This window comes from Halorhabdus sp. CBA1104 (genome assembly GCF_009690625.1).
In the GTDB taxonomy this organism is placed as follows: domain Archaea; phylum Halobacteriota; class Halobacteria; order Halobacteriales; family Haloarculaceae; genus Halorhabdus.
In genome coordinates, this window is sequence record NZ_CP033878.1 from 413,101 (window position 1) to 431,793 (window position 18,693).

At 60.2% G+C, this 18,693-nt stretch carries 18 protein-coding genes and 2 pseudogenes; 15 read left to right on the forward strand and 5 right to left on the reverse strand.

Going from position 1 to position 18,693, the window contains the following annotated elements; all coding sequences use genetic code 11:
• Positions 1-38: 38 nt before the first annotated feature.
• Genes Hrd1104_RS02190 through Hrd1104_RS02205 form a run of 4 tightly spaced genes read left to right on the forward strand, consistent with a single transcriptional unit; the run spans position 39 to position 4,267 of the window.
• Positions 39-1,052, forward strand: a complete 1,014-nt coding sequence (locus tag Hrd1104_RS02190) for an ABC transporter permease (protein WP_154551210.1) — start codon at positions 39-41, stop codon at positions 1,050-1,052.
• Positions 1,039-2,067, forward strand: coding sequence for an ABC transporter permease (locus tag Hrd1104_RS02195; protein ID WP_154551211.1), 1,029 nt, complete (start codon positions 1,039-1,041; stop codon positions 2,065-2,067). Before Hrd1104_RS02190 ends, Hrd1104_RS02195 begins: the two co-directional genes overlap by 14 nt.
• A 2-nt stretch (positions 2,068-2,069) precedes the next feature.
• Complete coding sequence (locus Hrd1104_RS02200; RefSeq protein WP_229770513.1) at positions 2,070-3,203, forward strand: ABC transporter ATP-binding protein; 1,134 nt, start codon at positions 2,070-2,072, stop codon at positions 3,201-3,203.
• Positions 3,203-4,267, forward strand: coding sequence for an ABC transporter ATP-binding protein (locus tag Hrd1104_RS02205; RefSeq protein ID WP_154551212.1), 1,065 nt, complete (start codon positions 3,203-3,205; stop codon positions 4,265-4,267). The genes Hrd1104_RS02200 and Hrd1104_RS02205 overlap by 1 nt, the downstream gene beginning before the upstream one ends.
• A gap of 140 nt (positions 4,268-4,407) precedes the next feature.
• Here the strand turns inward: Hrd1104_RS02205 and Hrd1104_RS02210 are convergent, their stop codons facing one another.
• Entirely contained in the window at positions 4,408-4,641 is a 234-nt protein-coding gene (locus Hrd1104_RS02210; RefSeq protein WP_154551213.1) for a hypothetical protein, read from the reverse strand.
• Positions 4,642-4,817: 176 nt separating this feature from the next.
• Here Hrd1104_RS02210 and Hrd1104_RS02215 point away from each other — a divergent pair, with 176 nt between their 5' ends.
• The 7 genes from Hrd1104_RS02215 (at position 4,818) to Hrd1104_RS02245 (ending at position 10,897) form a co-directional block, all read left to right on the forward strand.
• Positions 4,818-5,255 (forward strand): universal stress protein, encoded by a 438-nt coding sequence (locus Hrd1104_RS02215; protein ID WP_195837612.1) that lies wholly within the window; start codon positions 4,818-4,820, stop codon positions 5,253-5,255.
• Between the two features lie 223 nt (positions 5,256-5,478).
• Positions 5,479-6,408, forward strand: a complete 930-nt coding sequence (locus tag Hrd1104_RS02220) for a hypothetical protein (protein WP_154551215.1) — start codon at positions 5,479-5,481, stop codon at positions 6,406-6,408.
• A 197-nt stretch (positions 6,409-6,605) separates the two neighbouring features.
• Complete coding sequence (locus Hrd1104_RS02225; RefSeq protein ID WP_154551216.1) at positions 6,606-8,483, forward strand: HAMP domain-containing protein; 1,878 nt, start codon at positions 6,606-6,608, stop codon at positions 8,481-8,483.
• Between the two features lie 173 nt (positions 8,484-8,656).
• Complete coding sequence (locus Hrd1104_RS02230) at positions 8,657-10,003, forward strand: ABC transporter substrate-binding protein (RefSeq protein ID WP_154551217.1); 1,347 nt, start codon at positions 8,657-8,659, stop codon at positions 10,001-10,003.
• 80 nt (positions 10,004-10,083) lie between these two features.
• Entirely contained in the window at positions 10,084-10,290 is a 207-nt protein-coding gene (locus Hrd1104_RS02235) for a hypothetical protein (protein WP_154551218.1), read from the forward strand.
• Positions 10,291-10,293: 3 nt separating this feature from the next.
• Positions 10,294-10,518, forward strand: a complete 225-nt coding sequence (locus tag Hrd1104_RS02240) for a hypothetical protein (protein WP_154551219.1) — start codon at positions 10,294-10,296, stop codon at positions 10,516-10,518.
• Between the two features lie 88 nt (positions 10,519-10,606).
• Positions 10,607-10,897 (forward strand): hypothetical protein, encoded by a 291-nt coding sequence (locus Hrd1104_RS02245; RefSeq protein WP_154551220.1) that lies wholly within the window; start codon positions 10,607-10,609, stop codon positions 10,895-10,897.
• Positions 10,898-11,010: 113 nt separating this feature from the next.
• Here the strand turns inward: Hrd1104_RS02245 and Hrd1104_RS02250 are convergent.
• Positions 11,011-11,813: pseudogene (locus Hrd1104_RS02250) on the reverse strand (NAD(+)/NADH kinase).
• A gap of 184 nt (positions 11,814-11,997) precedes the next feature.
• On the opposite strand from Hrd1104_RS02250, the gene Hrd1104_RS02255 reads away from it, so the two are divergent.
• Positions 11,998-12,987, forward strand: a complete 990-nt coding sequence (locus tag Hrd1104_RS02255) for a KaiC domain-containing protein (protein WP_154551222.1) — start codon at positions 11,998-12,000, stop codon at positions 12,985-12,987.
• 261 nt (positions 12,988-13,248) lie between these two features.
• Here Hrd1104_RS02255 and deoC read toward each other — a convergent pair whose 3' ends face one another.
• Positions 13,249-13,890, reverse strand: a complete 642-nt coding sequence (gene deoC / locus Hrd1104_RS02260) for a deoxyribose-phosphate aldolase (RefSeq protein ID WP_154551223.1) — start codon at positions 13,888-13,890, stop codon at positions 13,249-13,251.
• A 59-nt stretch (positions 13,891-13,949) separates the two neighbouring features.
• Complete coding sequence (locus tag Hrd1104_RS02265) at positions 13,950-14,897, reverse strand: ribose 1,5-bisphosphate isomerase (RefSeq protein ID WP_154551224.1); 948 nt, start codon at positions 14,895-14,897, stop codon at positions 13,950-13,952.
• A 113-nt stretch (positions 14,898-15,010) separates the two neighbouring features.
• Between Hrd1104_RS02265 and mtnP the strand changes: the two genes are divergently transcribed.
• From mtnP to Hrd1104_RS02280, 3 genes and pseudogenes are all read left to right on the forward strand, one after another.
• A complete protein-coding gene (gene mtnP / locus Hrd1104_RS02270) occupies positions 15,011-15,874 on the forward strand; it encodes an S-methyl-5'-thioadenosine phosphorylase (protein ID WP_154551225.1) in 864 nt (287 codons plus the stop codon).
• Positions 15,875-15,992: 118 nt separating this feature from the next.
• Positions 15,993-16,718, forward strand: a complete 726-nt coding sequence (locus Hrd1104_RS02275; RefSeq protein ID WP_154551226.1) for a nucleoside phosphorylase — start codon at positions 15,993-15,995, stop codon at positions 16,716-16,718.
• A 254-nt stretch (positions 16,719-16,972) separates the two neighbouring features.
• A pseudogene (locus Hrd1104_RS02280) lies at positions 16,973-17,166 on the forward strand (XapX domain-containing protein).
• Between the two features lie 21 nt (positions 17,167-17,187).
• On the opposite strand, the gene Hrd1104_RS02285 reads toward Hrd1104_RS02280, so the two are convergent.
• A complete protein-coding gene (locus tag Hrd1104_RS02285) occupies positions 17,188-18,645 on the reverse strand; it encodes a methyl-accepting chemotaxis protein (protein WP_154551227.1) in 1,458 nt (485 codons plus the stop codon).
• Between the last annotated feature and the right edge of the window lie 48 nt (positions 18,646-18,693).

Sequence of the window (18,693 nt, forward strand, 5' to 3'; positions counted from 1 at the left end):
CTATAATCGTTAAAATACCACAAACTGACTAGCTGCACATGGTAAATTACTACATAAAACGGACTGGACAGATGGTAGTGACGCTCTATGCCGTCGTTACCATCGCATTCGCACTGGTGCGTTTCCTCCCAGGGGGGCCCGCAACGGCGTTACGAGCGCAGTTGATGCAAGAAGACGTTCCCTCGGAAGTCATCGCCCAGCGTATCGAACTGTATCTCAGTGTCAATCCCGACGCCCCGCTGTTGGATCAGTACATAAGCTACATGAGCAATATCTTCTTGGAGGGGAGCCTCGGCAAATCCGTCTTTATCCAGCGCCAGACCCCAGTCACAGAGATCCTGGCAGAGGCACTCCCGTGGACGCTGTTTATCGTCATTTCGTCTATCATTCTCTTCCACATCATGGCTGTCGTAATCGGTGCGCTGATGGCCTACTGGGAGGGGAGTCTGTTCGACACGGTGAATTCAGCTATCGCGATCGTGTTCACGTCGATCCCGTTCTACGTGCTCGCCATCGTGCTCGTCTGGATCCTCGGGTACGAGATGAGCTTGTTCCCGGTCGGAAACCGGTACGGGGACGCCATCGAGCCAGGACTCTCAGTGACGTACATCCTCGATGTGATCTATCACGGAGCGTTGCCGATCGCCTCGATGGTGATAACCCAGTACGGTGTTCGCGCACTGTCGTTCCGTGGGAACAGTATCCAGATCCTCGGCGAGGACTTCGTTCGGGTCGCCCGGCTGCGTGGCTTGTCCGACTCCCGGATCGCGCTCTGGTATGTCGGACGGAACGCGATCTTGCCGCTGTATACGGGCTTTCTGCTCTCGCTCGGGTGGCTGCTCGGTGGCACCGTGATCCTCGAAGAGATCTTCAACTATCCCGGTATCGGGCTCAAGTTTATCGAAGCGCTCGAAGTCCGCGACTATCCGGTGATCATGGGCGTGTTCATCATGATCACGGTCGCACTGGTCGTCGGTATCTATGTCGCCGACCTGACCTACGGGAAGATCGATCCGCGCATCGAAACGGGTGATCAAAGTGAAGCATTCTGACACTGATTCCGAAGACGGACTCGAATGGACCTACGACGCCTCCCAAGAAGTCGGGATGACGCGTCGTGAGAAGCTACGTGAGTATTATCAGGAGTATCTCTACAAGCCGGCCCTCGTCGCCTGGTCAGACTGGCGAACGCGGATCGGCTACGCGATCGTCGGCTTGTATCTCGCTATCGCTCTGATCGCACAGTTCAATCTCTACCGCCCGCCAGAGGCAAATCAGGAGATGCCGATGCTACAGGCCTTCCAGGAAGGGTCCGCAATCCTCGGCTCGAACACGATCGGCCAGGATATCCTCTCGTTGATGATCCACGCGACCCCGGAGATGCTCATCATGATCGTCTCTGGGGCAGTCTTCGCGATCGTCATCGCCGTGCTCGTCGGCACCTTCGCTGGATTCAAAGGCGGCCGAGTCGATAGCGCGTTGATGTTCGCCGCTGACGTCGGGATGTCGATCCCGGGGCTCCCGCTCGTGCTGGTGTTGACCTCGACGCTGCGGCCGACGAATCCCGCTGTCATCGGGATCATTATCACGATCAACTACTGGGCCGGTCTCTCGCGAGCGATTCGAGCACAGACTCTCTCGATCCGTGAGAACAGTTACGTGGAGGCCTCTCGAGTAATGGGCGTCAGCACGCCCCGCATCATGTTCAAGGATATCATCCCGAACCTGATGCCGTACATTACCGTTAACTTCGTCAACGCGTGCCGAGCCGTGATCTTCTTCTCGGTCGGGTTGTACTACCTTGGGTTCCTTCCCTACACGAACGCGAACTGGGGTGTTGTCCTCAACAACGCCTACACTCAGGGCGCAATCCTCGGCGGTTCGTACGTCTGGCTCATGGCGCCGATCGTGATGATCATGCTCCTGTCGCTCGGGCTGATTCTCATCGCTCAGGGGATGGACCGCGTGTTCAACCCGCGTGTCCGGACCCGGCTGGCCGGCGAGTCAGAATCCGTCGAAGGTGACGCTGAGGAAGACGATGTCGACACCTTCGGAGGTGCTATGTAACGATGAGTACTGATTACGACGATACGGCGACTGACGATGAGATGGACATGACTGTGACGAGTCTCGATGCCGAGGATCCGATCATGCAGATCCACGACGCGCGGGTCACCTACGATATGGATCGTGGGGAATCGCGCGTCTTGGACGACGTCCACCTCGAACTCGAACGTGAGGAGATCATCGGTGTCGTGGGGGAATCGGGCTCGGGCAAGTCGATGCTAGCCTCGGCGATGCTGGACTCTGTGCCGGACCCTGGAAAGTTGGCCGGCCAGATCCGCTACAATCCCGAGGATCGCGACCAGATCGATCTGCTGTCCCTTTCGAAAGAGGAGCTACGGCAGGTTCGCTGGGCGGATATCTCGATGGTCTTCCAGGGGGCGATGAGTTCGTTCAATCCGGTGTTGACGGTCAAAGCGCACTTCAAGGAAACCCTGGAAACCCACGATTACGACGTCGAAGAGGGGATGCAACGGGCGCGGGATCTCCTCTCTGACCTGTACCTCCAGCCCGAGCGCGTCCTCAAATCCTATCCGCACGAGTTGTCCGGTGGTATGCGCCAGCGGGCGTTGCTGGCGCTGTCGGTCGTTCTGGAGCCGGACGTACTGGTGATGGACGAGCCGACGGCGGCCCTCGACTTGCTGATGCAGCGGTCGATCCTCATGCTGATGGAGGAGCTGCAGGAGTCTTACGACCTGACGATGCTGTTTATCACCCACGACCTGCCGCTGGTGGCCTCCCTTGCCGACCGGATGGCAATCATGTACGCCTTCCAACTCGTCGAAATCGGTCCGACCCGGGCGTTGCTCGAACAGCCCGCCCATCCGTACACGCGCGCTCTTCTCAATTCGACACCGAACCTAGATGCACCTCTCGACGAGATGCAGTCCATCGAAGGTTCGAGCCCGGATCCGGTGAACGTCCCCGAAGGGTGTTCCTATCATCCGCGGTGTCCGTTCGCCGAAGAGAAGTGTATCGAATCCGAACCTAACTACTTCTTGCCAGAGTCCGATCACGGCGTCGCGTGTTTCAATTGGCGGGAAGCCAAAGAGCGACTGTCACTCAACCACCTGCAGGCACGCGACGACAGCGGCAAGCAGGTGCGTGACACCGACGACGAACGTGGAGGTGAGCACTGATGAGCTCCGAGGAACCGTTACTCTCCTTAGAGAACGTCGAGGTCCACTTCGAAAACCAGGGCGGCTTCCTGGATCTCTTTGACGAACCGGAAATCGTCCGAGCGGTCGACGGCGTTAACCTCGACATCTACGAGGAAGACGTCGTGGCGCTGGTCGGCGAATCCGGCTGCGGGAAAACGACGCTGGGCAAGACCGCAATCGGCCTGCAGGAGCCGACTGGTGGCAGTGTGAAGTTCCGCGGTACGGATATCTGGGAAGCACGACGTGGCAACGCCGATATCCCCTTCTCGGAGATCCGCAATTCCCTACAGATCATTCACCAGGACCCCGGGTCGTCGCTGAACCCCAACCGACGGGTAAAATCGATCCTGCAAGTCCCGCTCGAGCAGACCCACCCGGAGATGAGCACCAACGAAATGTTGGAGCGCATTTACTCCCTGCTAGAGCACGTCGGGATGACGCCGGCAACGGACTACGCCGAGCGCTATCCCCACCAGCTCTCCGGTGGCGAGAAACAGCGCGTTGCGCTGAGCCGGGCGCTGTTGATGAATCCGGACATGATCCTGGCTGATGAGGCCATTTCGGCCCTCGACGTCTCCTTGCGCGTCGAGATGATGGATCTCATGTTGGACCTGCAAGAACAGTTCAGCACGTCGTTCCTGTTCATCAGTCACGACCTCTCGAACGCGCGGTACTTCACCGAACACGGCGACGGCCGCATCGGTGGGATGTATCTGGGCGAACTCGTCGAGGTCGGCCCACCCGAACAGGTGACCCAAAACCCGCGCCATCCGTACACGGAGGTGCTGCGCTGGGCGACGCCGAATCTCAATCTCGACGAGCAATCGACGGACATGCCGATGCGAAAGATCGATATTCCGGATCCGGTCGACCCGCCGTCTGGCTGTCGATTCCACACGCGGTGTCCGGAAGCACGTGACGCGTGTAAACACGAGACTCCCCAGCCCCAGTCGATCGAACACGGGGACATCGAACACTGGGCGTCGTGCTTCCGCGAGTACGACGATCACGAGTACTGGCAGAGCCAGCCCTTACAGGACTGAGTACCCGGCCTGGCTCTCTGTCGAACTCAGTACCGTCGTCGGTGCTGTTGCCCGACGAACTGCAGTCCTGTTGCTCGTTGGATCTTGCGCCACGTTCGAGAACCGACGGTATCAGGCTCGATCGTCTTTCAGTGGCTGTATCAGCCGACAGTCACGTCTTCACGCTGTAGACACTTCCGGTAGACAAGCGTGGTGATCCCGAAAGCAACCACGACAAGCACGAGGTCGAAGATCGCTATCGTGTACGACATCGTGCCCGGTTCGCCAAAGAAAAGCGCAAACAACGTGAGCAACAGCGCCATGAACAACGCGATGATGAGTGTGTAGAGATACTGCGTCTGGCTACAGACGTACGACCACTTGTCCTCGGCCATAGTGACGCTTGGCAGTACCGTCTCATAAACATCAGGAATCTCACTTCGAATCGACGTGTTTGTCCCTGCAAGCTCACCTCGAAGACGACTTCTGGTGTTGTCATCGTCGGAGAAACCACTAGATTCACATGACCTTCGTTAGAAGAGGTCTCATGGAACGAGGATTAGCCGTTTTGTTGTCCGAAAGTGACGCGGAGAAGGAACTCTTACAGCAAGCCGCCACCTTTAGCGACTGCTCGGACGCCCCACTTACCGTCCTGGCGGTCGTTTCGCCTTCGGAGTACGATTCCGTCGCAGAGACGATGGATCTCATCGGCGAGATCGAGCATACGAGCTACGATGACGACGCGATCTTCGAGGGGTTGCGCAAGAACACGCGTGATATCGTCGAAGACGCGATCGGTGACATGGATGTCCCCTACGAGATTGCCGTCCAGGTCGAAGACGAGAGCGATCGGGCAGACGTTGTGCTTACGGCTGCCCGTGAACACGACTGCGATCACGTCTTCCTCGTCGGCCAGCGCCGATCGCCGACCGGCAAGGCGCTGTTCGGTGACCTCACCCAGAAGATCATTCTCAACTTCGAGGGCGATATCACGCTCTCGATGGAATAGCCCCATCACGACGGGCATTCGGTCTGTTCGAACCCTTCGCCTCTCGTCGCGATGGCGGACGAGTGTCGGTGTGTCGCCGGGGCTGGCTTGTGGCGTCGATGGCAGATCGATTTCTGCGTAGTACTCGACATATGCCACAGCAGTCTTCTCTCCCTGGTCGCATGCAGTAGCAGACAGTGATCGAACCGTCACGTATTTCCAGACTGCCTGGGTAGGCAGTCACATGCGACACGAAGACATGGATGTCGTTGAGGATCTCCTCGAGACGGCCCGAGAAGATCCCAGCCACGTCGACTGGGCGGATGTTGAGCCGTATTTGGCCCACGAGAACAACGACGTCAGGGCGAGAGGGGCCGAAACAGCGGCCGAACTCGTCGATGCAGAGCCGGAAGTTGCCCTCCGGAACAACTCGCAGTTGCTCGACCTTGCAGCGGACGACTATATCGCCGTCCGTCAACAGGCCCTCGCCGCGTTAGCTGCCGTCGTCCCCGAGTACACGGACGAATTTACCGACGATATCGAGACGTTTATCGATGCTCTCACCGCACAGGTCGGGACGATCCGCGTTCTCGCTGCCCAATCGTATTCGGCAATTGCCAGCGAGCACCCTGGGGCACTGGCGGCTCACACCGACGCGATTGCGACCGTGGTTGCTGAGGCCCACGATGCAGATATTTTCGAGGCAGCCGGCGACGTGTTCGACATGTCTGAGCGGGAAACCCTCCGAACCCACAACAGGGAGGAACAACAGAAATACAGCGTCACGAAGGAAGTTGCAGTTAACAGCCTGGTTGAAATCGCCCGCAAGCAGCCGGATGCCGTGTCAGAACACGTGGACGTGGCCCTCGAGGCGACGACTGCATCCAATCCCCTCGTCGCTGGTGCGGCGATCGACGTTATCAGCGAACTGGCAAAGCAGGGTTATGCAGTTCCCGAAGCCGCACCGACGGTCATCGAGGAGCAATTAGCGACCGAGTCTGTCTTCGTTCAGGCCCGGGCGGTTCGTGCTCTGGGCAATCTCGGAGCGATCGATGCAGCCGACTCGATCGCGGACCTGGCCACAGACGCGACCGACGAAGACCTGCAGGTGCTGGCTGAGGAGACTGCCGAGTGGCTCCAAGAGCGGGCCGATTCCGCCCCGGCCAGCACTTAGAGCGGGCAGACTGTCAGTAAACACTTATGTGGGATCCCGGGACACTTCACCAGTATGGGCGAGCGAAGTGCGGGACCCGAGCGGGGACGATCCGATCGGGCACCGATTGTGCTTGATGTTGGGTGTGGCAACTTACGATCGTACAGCGACCGCGATCGTTCGGCTTCGACGTTACTGACTCCTGTGGGTGGTGTGCGATGAGCGACGACGAGGAGGCACCGACTAGCAACGTCTTCGTCCGTGCCCTGCGGGCGGTGACTCCCAATGTGCTTCGGCGGCGATTCGCATTGAAGTTCGCTGTCGTCCTGCTCGTGATGGCTGCCTCGGTCGGCGTTATCGGCATCGCTGCGACGCAGGGGCTGACGAATCAGGTACAGGACAACGTCGCAAACGAATACGAAAATCTCGCCGCACAGGAGGCCGACTTGATCGCAAACGAGCTGGATCGTCACAAGTTGACGACCCAGCTCTTCTCGACGAACCCGGAGTGGGGAGCCAACAGGACCGAAGATCTGCGTCGGGATCTTCGGATCGAGCGGTCTGATCTGGATGCTGTCTCTGATATCTTGATTATCGACCGCCGGGCCACGACGGGCGAACGCTACGTCGCCGCCGGTGCCGGGACAGAGGCAGATCAAGCTGTGACCCAAGCCGACAGAGGGTGGGTGAGCGATCTCTCGTTTCGACGAACCAGTGAGACGAGGGTCTCGGGCGTCTATCAGGTCGACGGTGAGCACGTCGTCGGTATCGTGAGTCCGGTCACCGTCTCACAGCAACGACTGCTCTTGGTGGAAGTGTCCGTCGCTGATATCGCGGCGACACTCCGTGGCGCCGAGCGTGCGGAGGGCGGATTCACCGAAGTTGTCAACGGTTCCGGGGCCGTACAGATGTCCGAGCGGTCCTCGGGGCTGTTAGCACCGTATGCGACCAACGAGCGTACGCTGGCCCCGCTCGAAAACGCAAAGCAGCTCCGTCTGGATGGCGCCCAACGCGCCGGCGCGATCTCAGACATGGCTGCCTCGACTGCGGTCATCGACGAACCGTACATCGTCGGGTACGCGCCTGTCGAAGGGGTTGACTGGTACGTCTTATCTCACGCCCCCAAAAGTAGCGTCTTCGGCCTCGTCCAGACTGTCTCCAATTGGGGGACGATCGCCACCGTGGCTGGTGTGTTGCTCATCGCCCTCGTCGGGGCGACCCTCGGAGTGAGTACGTCTCGGTCGATCAATCGGCTCCGGGACCGTGCTGAAGCGATGGAGTCCGGGAACCTCGATGTCACGATCCACTCCAATCGGATCGACGATATCGGTCGCCTCTACGATAGCTTCGAGAACATGCGTGATGCACTCACACGGCAGATACAGGAGGCCGAACAGGCCCAGAAGGAAGCGGAAGTGTCCCGGGCTGAGGCGATGGAACTGAGCAACTACCTTCAGGACAAAGCTGAGGAATACTCGGCCATCATGCAACGGTGCTCGAAGGGCGATCTCACCCAACGGATGGAACCCGACGGCGAGAACGAGGCGATGGATCGCATCGCCGAGGATTTCAACGGGATGATCGACGAGTTAGAGAAGACGACCGGCCAGCTCAAACGCTTCGCCGAGGAGGTCAACGACGCGGGTGACGTGGTCCAACAATCCGCCGAAAGCGTCCGTGACGCCTCCGAACAGGTCGCCGATTCGGTCCAGAAAATCTCTGACGATGCTCACGAGGAGATGGATCGCCTCGACACGCTATCCGAAACGATGGACGAGACGATTCAGCAACTCGAAACAGTCGCTGACGACAACGATATCGACGTTACCGCCCAGCTTGCCGCACTTCGGGACGTCGCCGAGACCGTCAACGACATCGCCGAGCTAACTGAGCAGACGATGGCCGAAGCCGAGACCGTTGCTGGTGCGGCCGAAGAGCAGGCTGCAGAACTCAGTGAAGTCTCACAGCAGGCCGAGGACCTCACGCGCTACGCTCGGCCACTGGGTGACGTCCTCGGGAGTTTCGAAACGGAAGCTGAACACGAGTTTTACTTCCCTACTGGGCCTGGGTCGCCGTCCACTGAGGAGGAACCGTAATCGATCGCCTTCTGTCTTTGAGAACTGCCGCTGTGCCGTTCTGGGTGTCCGAGGTTTCTTCTCCGCTGGTCTCTCTCCTATCAGACCGGCGACCAGCCTGACTGGAGTGCGGGCGAGCCTAGACGGTAAGATAACTCCAAACATTGATGTAAGCTGCCATAGGATACCTGGGCATGGGGCGAGGAAACGACTCGAATGCTGCCGAGCCGTCGCGGCGCACGTTCCTTCAGGCGGCGACGGGTATCGGGGCGATCGCCACGGCGGGGTGTCTTGGCTCGCGTTCGGAGACGACGACACAGCCGGGACCGGCGGCTGGCGAGACCGTGACGGTCGGGATTACTGTGGCGACGTCGGGTGAGTATGCCGTCCAGGGTGAAGAAGAGCGTCGGGGTGCGGAACTGGCCGTCAAACACATCAACGAGGGTGGAGGGTGGGTTGAAGAGGACTTCTTCGATGAGCTTTCGGGGGATGGCTTACTCGGGAAGACCGTCGACGTTGCCGTCCGCAACACCGCAAGCGATCCTGAGACAGCCCGTAGTGCGGCCCAGGACGCGTTCGATGCCGACCACGCGGTCATGCTTTGTGGGGGCACTGCGGGCCAGCCAGCCCTCGCTCAGGCCGATGTGGCAGCCAACAGAGAACGCATCCATATGGTCACGGGCGCCCAGATCGATGCGATCACGAGCGGGGAGTGCTCGCAGTACTCGTTTCGCGAGATGTTCAATTCCTATTCGACGGCCAAAGTGCTCCGGGCAGAGTTAGCAGATCGTCTCGGGAGCGACGACATCTGGTTCCACCAGATCCACGCTAACAACGACTGGGGCAGAGAGATGCAATCCCACATCCAGACCGAGCTTGCAGAGCTGGGCTGGAACTCGGCTGGGACTGCGGAAGTGATGGTTGGAACCCAAGAGTTCGGGCCAATGCTGGAGACGGTCGACCAAGAAAGTCCCGACGTGTTGTTCCTCAATCTCCCGGGGTTCGACGCTGCGACCGCTATCCCACAAGCAAAAGACAAGCTAGGCGACGACATGACGATCGTCGTCCCGCGGTTGACTCGACGCATCGCCGAAACGGCTGGCTCGAAGATCACTGGCGTCTTGGGAACGATACCGTGGGATCCCGTCATGGCTCGCTTCGATCCGACGTCGCTGTCCCGCACGTTGGTTAACGCCTACGGGAACGAATACACCGGCGAAGGCCAGTACGATGCCGTCCCGGCGGGACCGACACATCTGGCTTATTCACAGGTCATGCAGTACGCCGCGGCGGTCGAACGCGCCGGGACCTTCGATGCCGACGCCGTTAGCAGTGCGCTCACCGACCACTCCTACAACGTCGGTATGTCAGTCGAGCAGACCCTCCGAGCGTGTGACCACCAGTCGACGCGGCCGGCACCCATCGTCGAGGGACGTATCCCTGGTCGACAGCGGTTTGGCCATTATTTCGCGTTGGATACGATCAGCACCGAGACTGCGTACGAGTGTGACACTGGTCCAGCAACTGATTGCTCGCTCTAGGTCGCCCGCTTGCCGGTTCCAGTTTCCCTTCGCTGCCGTTTCGCCGTCACGGCTAAGAGCGTACAGCCGTCATATCCTGTATGGGCGAAGACGCGACGCTGAACGACTTTCACTCCGTGGCCGACGATCCACCGACTGATACGACGGTAGCGCCAGCGATCCAACCAGCGACGCTCACGTATGCGTATTCGCCACGCGGCGTCGAGTGTGAGGCCTGTGGCACGGTCACCCAGCGTCGATGGGCCGCCGAGGACGGTCTGGTCTGTCCCTCTTGTGTGGAGTGGTGACCTGTGGACCAAGGTGTTTTCCAGCCCGCTGGATCGAAGCGATACGGACGCCTCGCCTTCGTCGCGGTGGCACTCGCCGGGATCGTCGGGTTCGGCCTCGCGGATTACGCACTCACGAGTGCAGGCTACTCGACGGCAGGCATGGTCGTCTGGGGTGGTGGCTATCTCGGCACGATCGTGCTCCTGTGGTATGGCTGGTTGCGTCCGCTGGATCTGGACGGGAACTGATCTTCGGGGCCGGCATCTCGCCGCGTGGCGGCGATTCCGGTGGGTAGCGGAAGTTTAAAGGCCGTATCAGAGCCAATCACGGACAGGAATGAACGGGCTCCTACCGTTGCAGCTAATCGACAGCGTCCTGCTGCAGTACAACGTGGGGGACGTGTTGCTGTTGTTGCTCGGGCTCTCTGTGTTGGGCGCGCTCGTGGTGCGATCCCGGAAAGTGTTCTCGATGCAGGCGCTTGGGTTCGGTCTGCTGCTCGTCCTCACGCCGGGGGGTGCACTCGAACCGGGCGATGGCAGTCTGCTCGGCTCCGTTATCCAATACAAGTTCTTCGGTCTCGTCTTGTTGCTTGCTGCCCCAATGTTGTACGTGACGGCACGGCGATAACCACTCCGGCCACGTCTAGATCGCGTTCGTGGACTGCTCGTGAGTGCGTATTCTCGTTGGGCTCGATAGCCCCGGGGACGGTAGTTTCTACGCCCTGCCAACTGCAGTGCCGGTTATTCGAGTTTGCCCAGTGCAGTGAAGAATTCGAGGGCAGGCCCGGCAACGTGGACTGGTTGTGCGGCCCGCTGTAGTGTAATCTGTGTCGGTGGTTCGATTTCCTGGGTCGTTCGCCCGTCGCTGACCACAGAGGCACTCGTTGCGTCCTCGATCCGGATCGTGATCGTCGTGTCGTCTTCGACGACGAGAGGCGGCATCGGGCGTTCGGCAGCCATCTCGGTGACAACCCAGACGGGAACGTTGGGATGGACGAGCGGGCCGCCTTCGCTGAGATTGTAGGCCGTGCTGCCGGTTGGCGTAGCGATGAGGACACCGTCGGCGTGACCGCTGGTATACAGGGCATCGTCTGCCCGGATCGTGACGCCGACGCCGTTGCCGTGGCCACGCTGGGGGCCTTGGACGACGACTTCGTTGAGTGCGGGCGGTAACGTCCAGTCGTCACCACTGGCTTCCAACCGGGGGAGCTTCCGGGTCGCTGTCTCGCCATCGCCTCGGAGGTCGGCGACGACGTCTTGGATCGTCTCGATGGCATCGTTCGGTGATACGGCGTTGAGAAAGCCAACCTCTCCCAGATTGACCCCCATGATCGGCGTTCCGGCTGCCCCGCGGGCGGCGTGCAGAAAGGTCCCATCGCCGCCGATCGAGACGACGAGATCACAGCTAGCCATCTCAGCGACCGGAACGCACTTGGGGTGTCTAGCTCCGGCGTGGCGACGCCGCCATAGGTTTCCTCGCGGTCGGTGGCGAGTGCCTCGGCAGTCACGTCGTCGACGACGATATCGATGTCACCCAGCTCCATGCGAACAGCTTCGACAAGCGAGCGGGCCCGCGGATTGTCTTTTGGCCAACGAGTCCGAGCTTCATGCCATCGACTTGCCGGCCCCGACAGATAAAATCGCCTCATATCCCTCGCGTGGCACGGATAGAGTTATTGAACCCTGGGCCTAACGATAGTTCATGGTCGCGGGCCGGAGGCGTGCTCGATGAGCGAAGACGACGAGGACTGGTTCGAACAGGCCCTCTCCGAGAGCGATCGGGACGACGAAGCCGACGCTCCGATGGAGAGCCCAGCGAACGCAGAGCGTCCTGACGCTGACTCGACTGGGGAAGCGTGGCTTGGAGACGAGGCTGACAGTGAAGAAGCTGTAGCGACGGAAGCTGATGACTCGTTGTTCGACGAAGACTTCGCGAGTGCCCTGCAGTCGGCGGGCGGGCCGGGCGAAGACAGTGGTGCGGACGGCGGTGAGGACACCTTCGACGAGGAAGGCTTCGAGTCCGAGATCCCACGGATCGATCTCGGTATCGAAGGACTCGACGAGATGATCCAGGGCGGTGTTCCCCAGCGCCATCTGATGGTCGTTATCGGCTCGCCGGGGACTGGCAAGACCACTTTCGGACTGCAATTCCTTCAACATGGACTCGTAAACGGCGAGAATGCGGTGTTTATCACTCTCGAGCAGAGTCGTGAGAGTATCCTCGACACGGCCGACGAACGCGGCTGGGATTTCAGGCAATACGAACGAGACGAGAACCTCGCCATCGTCGATCTCGATCCGGTCGAGATGGCAAATAGCCTCAAGAACATCCGCGCGGAGTTTCCCGAACTCGTCCAGGAATTCGATGCCGACCGGCTGGTACTCGATTCCGTCTCGCTGCTTGAGATGATGTACGACAACCAGGCAAAGCGCCGGACGGAAGTGTTCGACTTTACCCGTTCGTTGAAAGAGGCTGGCGTGACAACGATGCTGACAAGCGAGGCCAACGAGGACAATCCCTATGCCTCCCGGCACGGTATTATCGAGTACTTGACTGATGCCGTGTTCGTTCTTCAGTACGTCCGTGGAGATACCCAGGAAACGCGTCTAGCTGTCGAGATCCAGAAGATCCGCAACGCCAACCACTCCCGACAGACCAAACCCTACGCCATCACCCTCGATGGTATCGACGTCTACCAGCAGGCAAGTATTTTCTAGGCGTCACTGTTTCCGCCTCGGATCCGATCGATCCATCCGTCGCGATCGAACCGCGTAGCGGTCGGGGTAGTGAAACCGTCCCGACCGGAGACGGCGAACGCCGTCTCCTCCGCTATGTGATCCGGTTGCGGGCCATCGACCCGCAACCCGCTCGTCACAAAATGTGGGAAACGTAGCTGCGCACTCGCGATGCTCGTGCGTAGCAACCGTCTCGCTTCGCTGGGCGATGCAACGGATAGGGAACGGACCCGCTGTAGAGTACTACTCTTCTCGCTGGTCTACGTATTCCTGGGCGATCTTGTCGCCACTGGAGGCACCGATGCGGTCGGCCCCGGCCTCGAACATCGCCTCGGCGTCCGCCCAGGAGCCGACGCCGCCGCTGGCCTTGACTGGGAGATACTCGCTCATGAGTTCGACGTCCGGGACGGTCGCCCCACCGCCACCGAAGCCGGTCGCCGTCTTGAGGAAGTCTGCGCCGGCCTCAGCCACGAGCTGACTGGCGCGGTGTTTCTCCTCGTCGGTCAACAGCGGTGTCTCGATGATCACTTTCACCGGCTGGGTGGTCGCTGCCACGACGGCCTCGATATCTTCCTGGACTGCATCGTCCTCGCCTGCCTTGAGTCGGCCGACGTTCACCACCATATCGAGCTCGTCGGCACCGGCTTCGACCGCATCGACTGCTTCTTGGGCCTTGACTTCGGGTGTGTTGTTCCCGTGTGGGAAGCCGATCACGGTCGCAAGTTCCACCTCGGGAGTGTACTCACTGGCCATCTCCAGATAGCACGGTGGAATACACGCGCGCAAGCCGTATTCACTCGCCTCGTCCAGCAGTGTCCGCACGTCGTCGGGTGTCGTTTCCGGGCCGAGTACGGTGTGCTCGATCCGGGAGGGTACGTCATCCATACGTTCTTATTAAGTAGGGCTTTGCATATAAAAGACCTGTTCAGTCATCCCTCTGTGCCCTAGTGGCTTTCGAGCCATGGGTCTCTGGTCGAGCCGCCGTAGAGCTCTCTCATTAGCGTCACGATGCTCTCGGGTGGATACTGCCCGCGTTCCGTGACGATCGCGTCGACGTACCGCGGCGGGGTGACGTCGAACGCAGGGTTTTCGACGTCTATCTTACCGATCTGTTCGCGAGTCGGTTCGTCGAGAACTTCTCGGTCTTCGCGCATCTGGATGTCCACGCTGTGGCCAGTCAGCGAGTCCGGATGGAGGCGGAGCGTCTGGGCGGCGACGGTGACCGGCACTCCACGTTCGCGGGCGACGACAGCTAGGTCGCTCGTTCCGATCTGATTGATGACTGAGCCATCCGCGGCGATGCTATCTGCGCCCACGATGACGTGATCGGCGTCGTCGAGGTATCGCCGAGCCGCACTGTCGACGATCAGTGTGACCGTGATCCCCCATTCTTGGAGTTGCTGGGCGGCGATGTGGCCCTGTTTCCGGGGGCGAGTCTCCTTGACGATTGCCTCGATCTCCTTGTCGTCTGCCAGTGCACGCTCTATGGCCGCGAGTGCGTCCGCGGAATGGGAGTGGACCATGATCGTGTCGCCGTCCCGAAGCCGCCGCGAACCAATCTGTCCGAGCTTCTCGCGTGCGTTCTCGATGTTTTCTTGAAAGGTTCGAGCTGCGGCCGTCGTCGATTCCCGCAACTCTTCGACGGTCTCACCCTCGATACGCTGAAAGACGTAGCGGAGTGCGTTCGAGAGACTATCGTCCTCAGGGCGTGCCCCGTGAAGAATTCTGGCAGTTTCCCGCATCGTCGCCCGGAAGGCCTCGGGGCTGTCGGCCTCTGCATCCGCCGCTTGGGCCTGTAGTGCCTGCGTCGTTTCGCGAGCGATCGTTGCGGCCCCACGGATGTCCCGGTTTTCGATCTGCGTCGACACCGAGCGGACTCGCTGGTGGGTCATTACGTGACACCACTCTCGCTACCACTAAGAATCCGCCGCCTTCGTCCCGTGGGTGCGCCCGCAAACGGCGCTCGCCAGCAACGGCTATATGATTGGCGACGATAGCTTCCAGTATGCCGATTGGATTTATCGGTGGGAGCGGTATCTACGATGCACTCCCCCTCGAGGAGACACGAACTGTCGACGTCGAGACGCCGTTTGGCGAGCCGAGCGCACCGATCACGATCGGGACGCTCGACGGGACGGGCCGAGAACTCGCGTTCGTTCCCCGCCACGGCCGGAACCACGAGTACTCGCCGACAGAGGTCCCCTATCGGGCGAATATGTACGCGCTCAAAGACCTCGGCGTTAGCCACGTTATCGCGACAAACGCGGTCGGAAGCCTTTCGACGGATATCCCGCCCCGGAGCATCGTCGTCCCGGACCAGCTGTTCGATCGTACGCGCCACCGGGAGTATTCTTTCTTCGGGGACGGGATCGTCGTCCATCAGGGGTTCGCCGATCCGTTCTGTTCGGACCTGGCCAGCCACCTCGCCGATGCTGTCGACGAGGCCACGGACGAAACTGCGCGCCGCGGTGGCACGTACGTCTGCATCGAAGGCCCCCAGTATTCGACGCGTGCCGAGAGTGAGTTCTATCGGGCACAGGGTTGGGATGTCATCGGCATGACTGCAATCCCGGAGGCCAAACTCGCTCGTGAGGCCGAGCTGAGCTACGCGACGATCACTGGAGTGACCGACTGGGACGTCTGGAAGGACGATGCCGAAGTCACGCTCGAAGAAGTCCTCGAAAACGCGGCCAAAAACGAATCCGTCCTCAAAGAGGCCGTCCAACACGCCGTCGAGACCTTCCCGGACGGGCACTCGTGTGACTGTCACAGTGCTCTTGCCGGGACTGTCAACACAGAACCCGAGGCCATTCCCGAAGAAACCTACCAGCGTGTCGAGCCGCTCGTCTCCGAGTACGTCGACCGCTGACCGATTCGGAACTGCAGCGGGAGACGAGACTGTCCCCGCAGCGGACTCTTTTCGACGAGAGGCGGCAACCCGCACGATCGGACATAGTCTTTTGTCCGTCCACCGAGAATGGGAGAACATGCTGAAACAGTCCCACCTGCAGATCGAGATGGATCAGCTATCCGACCTCGTTTTGACGCCGGGTGACCCCGATCGTGTCGACCGGATCGCTTCCTATTGTCGGAACGTCGAGACGGTCGCGACAAACAGAGAGTACAAGGTCGTCAACGCAACCTACGAGGGTCGACAGCTGACGATCGCTTCGACGGGAATCGGGTCGCCGTCGGCTGCCATCGCAATCGAGGAGTTGGCCAACGTCGGCGTCGAGACGCTCATTCGGGTCGGGACGACCGGTGGCCTCCAGCGGGGGATCGAGATCGGCGATATGGTCGTCGCGACCGCCGCGGCGAAAAACGAGGGGACGAGCGACCGCTACGAGGCGGCCGAGTTCCCGGCCGTCGCGGACTACGATGTCCTCTCTACGCTAGTCGACACTGCCCAGGCAAACGACGAAGCGGTCCACGTTGGTCCGATCGCCACGGACGATGCCTTTTACAACGAGACCGAAGAGATCATCACGACCTGGGAAGAGGCTGGCATCCTTTCGGTCGAAATGGAAGCTTCGGCCCTATTCACACTCGCACGTCGTCGAGGTGTCCGAGCAGGCGCGATCTGTACGGTCGACGGCAACCTCGTCGAAGGGACCCAAAAGGGAGCAACCGACGAACGCGAACTCCCCGACAAAGCCAAGAACAACGTTGGACGGGCGATCGAGATCGCGCTCGACGCGGCGACACAGCTCTAACTCGCCCCGGCTACCTTTATACGATAGTGTCCTTATAATGGATCGCAGTGTTTATCAGTGAAATTCCGCTAAACGGCCATGTACATGACGAAAATTGCACAGACTCCCCGATCGCATTCTCGGATCGCGTCAGCGTCGCCGACTCACGGCGCCCGCCGTGACGATACGGCCGCCGACTCCGAGCGTCCGCGGTCGGCCCACAACGAGTACAGCCAGCCCACAGTCGACGCGAACACACGGAGTGATCAGGACGCATGAACGCGACACTCGTCGGCCTCGCGACGCTAACCGGGCTCGTTACCGGCCTCGTCTTCGGATTTTGGAGGTTCCCATTCCGGCTCCACCGAGTCTCGCTGGCGTCATGGGGATCGTCGGGATCTTCCTGGGGTACCGTATCATGGACTACTTCGATTACGGTATCAACCTGCTCGACGTCCTCGGCATCTGATTGACGCCGTTTAGCACCGTTCTATTCGCTATCCAGTTCTTCGACGAGCTCGGCGAGCTGTTCGATCGATTGCCGTTGCTGTTCGGTCTGCTCGCTGATCGCGCGGCTCGCAGTTTTTGCTTGCTGGGCCCGGTCGCGAACCGTCTCCAACATCGTCGTCACCTCTTCGATTGCCGCTGCTTGATCGTCGTTCGCTGCAGCGATTTCGTTGATCCCAGTTGAAACGTCCTCGATCTCGTGTTCGATGTCGGCGAATGCGTCCCGAGCTGTTTCGACCTCCTCGATCGTCGCCTCGATTTCGTCTGTTGCCCGCTCGATCTCTTCGACTGTCCGATCGGTCTGTGTTTCGACGTCGTCGATCTGTGTCGCGATCTCTTCGGCGTTTCTGGTCGTCTGCTCGGCGAGGTCTTTGACCTCGTCGGCGACGACTTCGAAGCCTTCGCCCGCTTCACCGGCGCGGGCAGCCTCGATGGAGGCGTTCAGCGCGAGCATGTTCGTCTGGTCGGCAACGTCTTGGATGATCTCGACAATCGTCCCGATCTCCGACATCCGCTCTTCTAAGGTGGCAACCGTCTGGGCGAGTGCCTCTCCAGTTTCGGCGAGTTCACTGGCGCTTTTACGGGCCTGCTTTCCAGATTCGAGCCCCCGCTTTGCCGTCTCACGACTCGTCTCGGCGGCTGTTGCCACTTCGTCGGCGTTGGCCGCGACTTCTTCCATCCTGGCACTGAAGTTTTCCATTTCGGTGACTGCCTCGTCGAGGTCGTCGGCTTGGTTCCCGACGAGTTCGGTGATTCGACTGGCTTCCGAAGCGCTTTCTCCGGCCGATTCGGTCAGTGATTCGGCTTGGTTGTCGACCTGCTCGACGAGTGTTTCCAGTCGGCTCGCGGTTTCGTTTACTTGCTTGAGAACAGCCAGCAAGTGCTGTTCGACGTAGTCGGTTTCCTCGAAGGACGCTCGTGCCCCCAGCGAGCCCTCGCTCAGGGCGGCCATCGTGTCGATTACTTCTTCGACGAGTGCCTCTGTATGTTCCTGGCGACGCTGGCGATCAGTCTCGTCTCGACAGAGTTGGATGACCGCTGAGAGCTCTCCGTCCTCGAAGATCGGCATCGCGTTGAACCGGATGTACCGCTCTTGGCCCGCGTCGTTTTCCAGCCAGTGGACGGATTCGTAAACCGGCGCGTCTGTATATTCTGAATCGACCCGCTCAGTTCGCTCCTGCGTTTCGGCTTCAAAGGGATTCTCGATGACGCGGTTTGCGAGTACTTTGATCTGGTTTCCCTCTTCGTCCCGGCCGAAGTACTCGTCGGTCCCCAGCATCTCGTCCCGGGACAAGCCAAGCAGCGGCTCCAGCCCGTCACTCCAGTGGATCACTGTGTGGTCGCTGTCGAGTATGTACGCCGGAATCGGCATGGCGTTTAGCACCGCTCGCACAGCCGGCCCGTTCGACGCCCCCTCCTCCTCAGTGGGTGGTGCTGTCATTGCCTCCTCTATACGCTTGAGAGATAAAAGAGTATTATATACCTGATT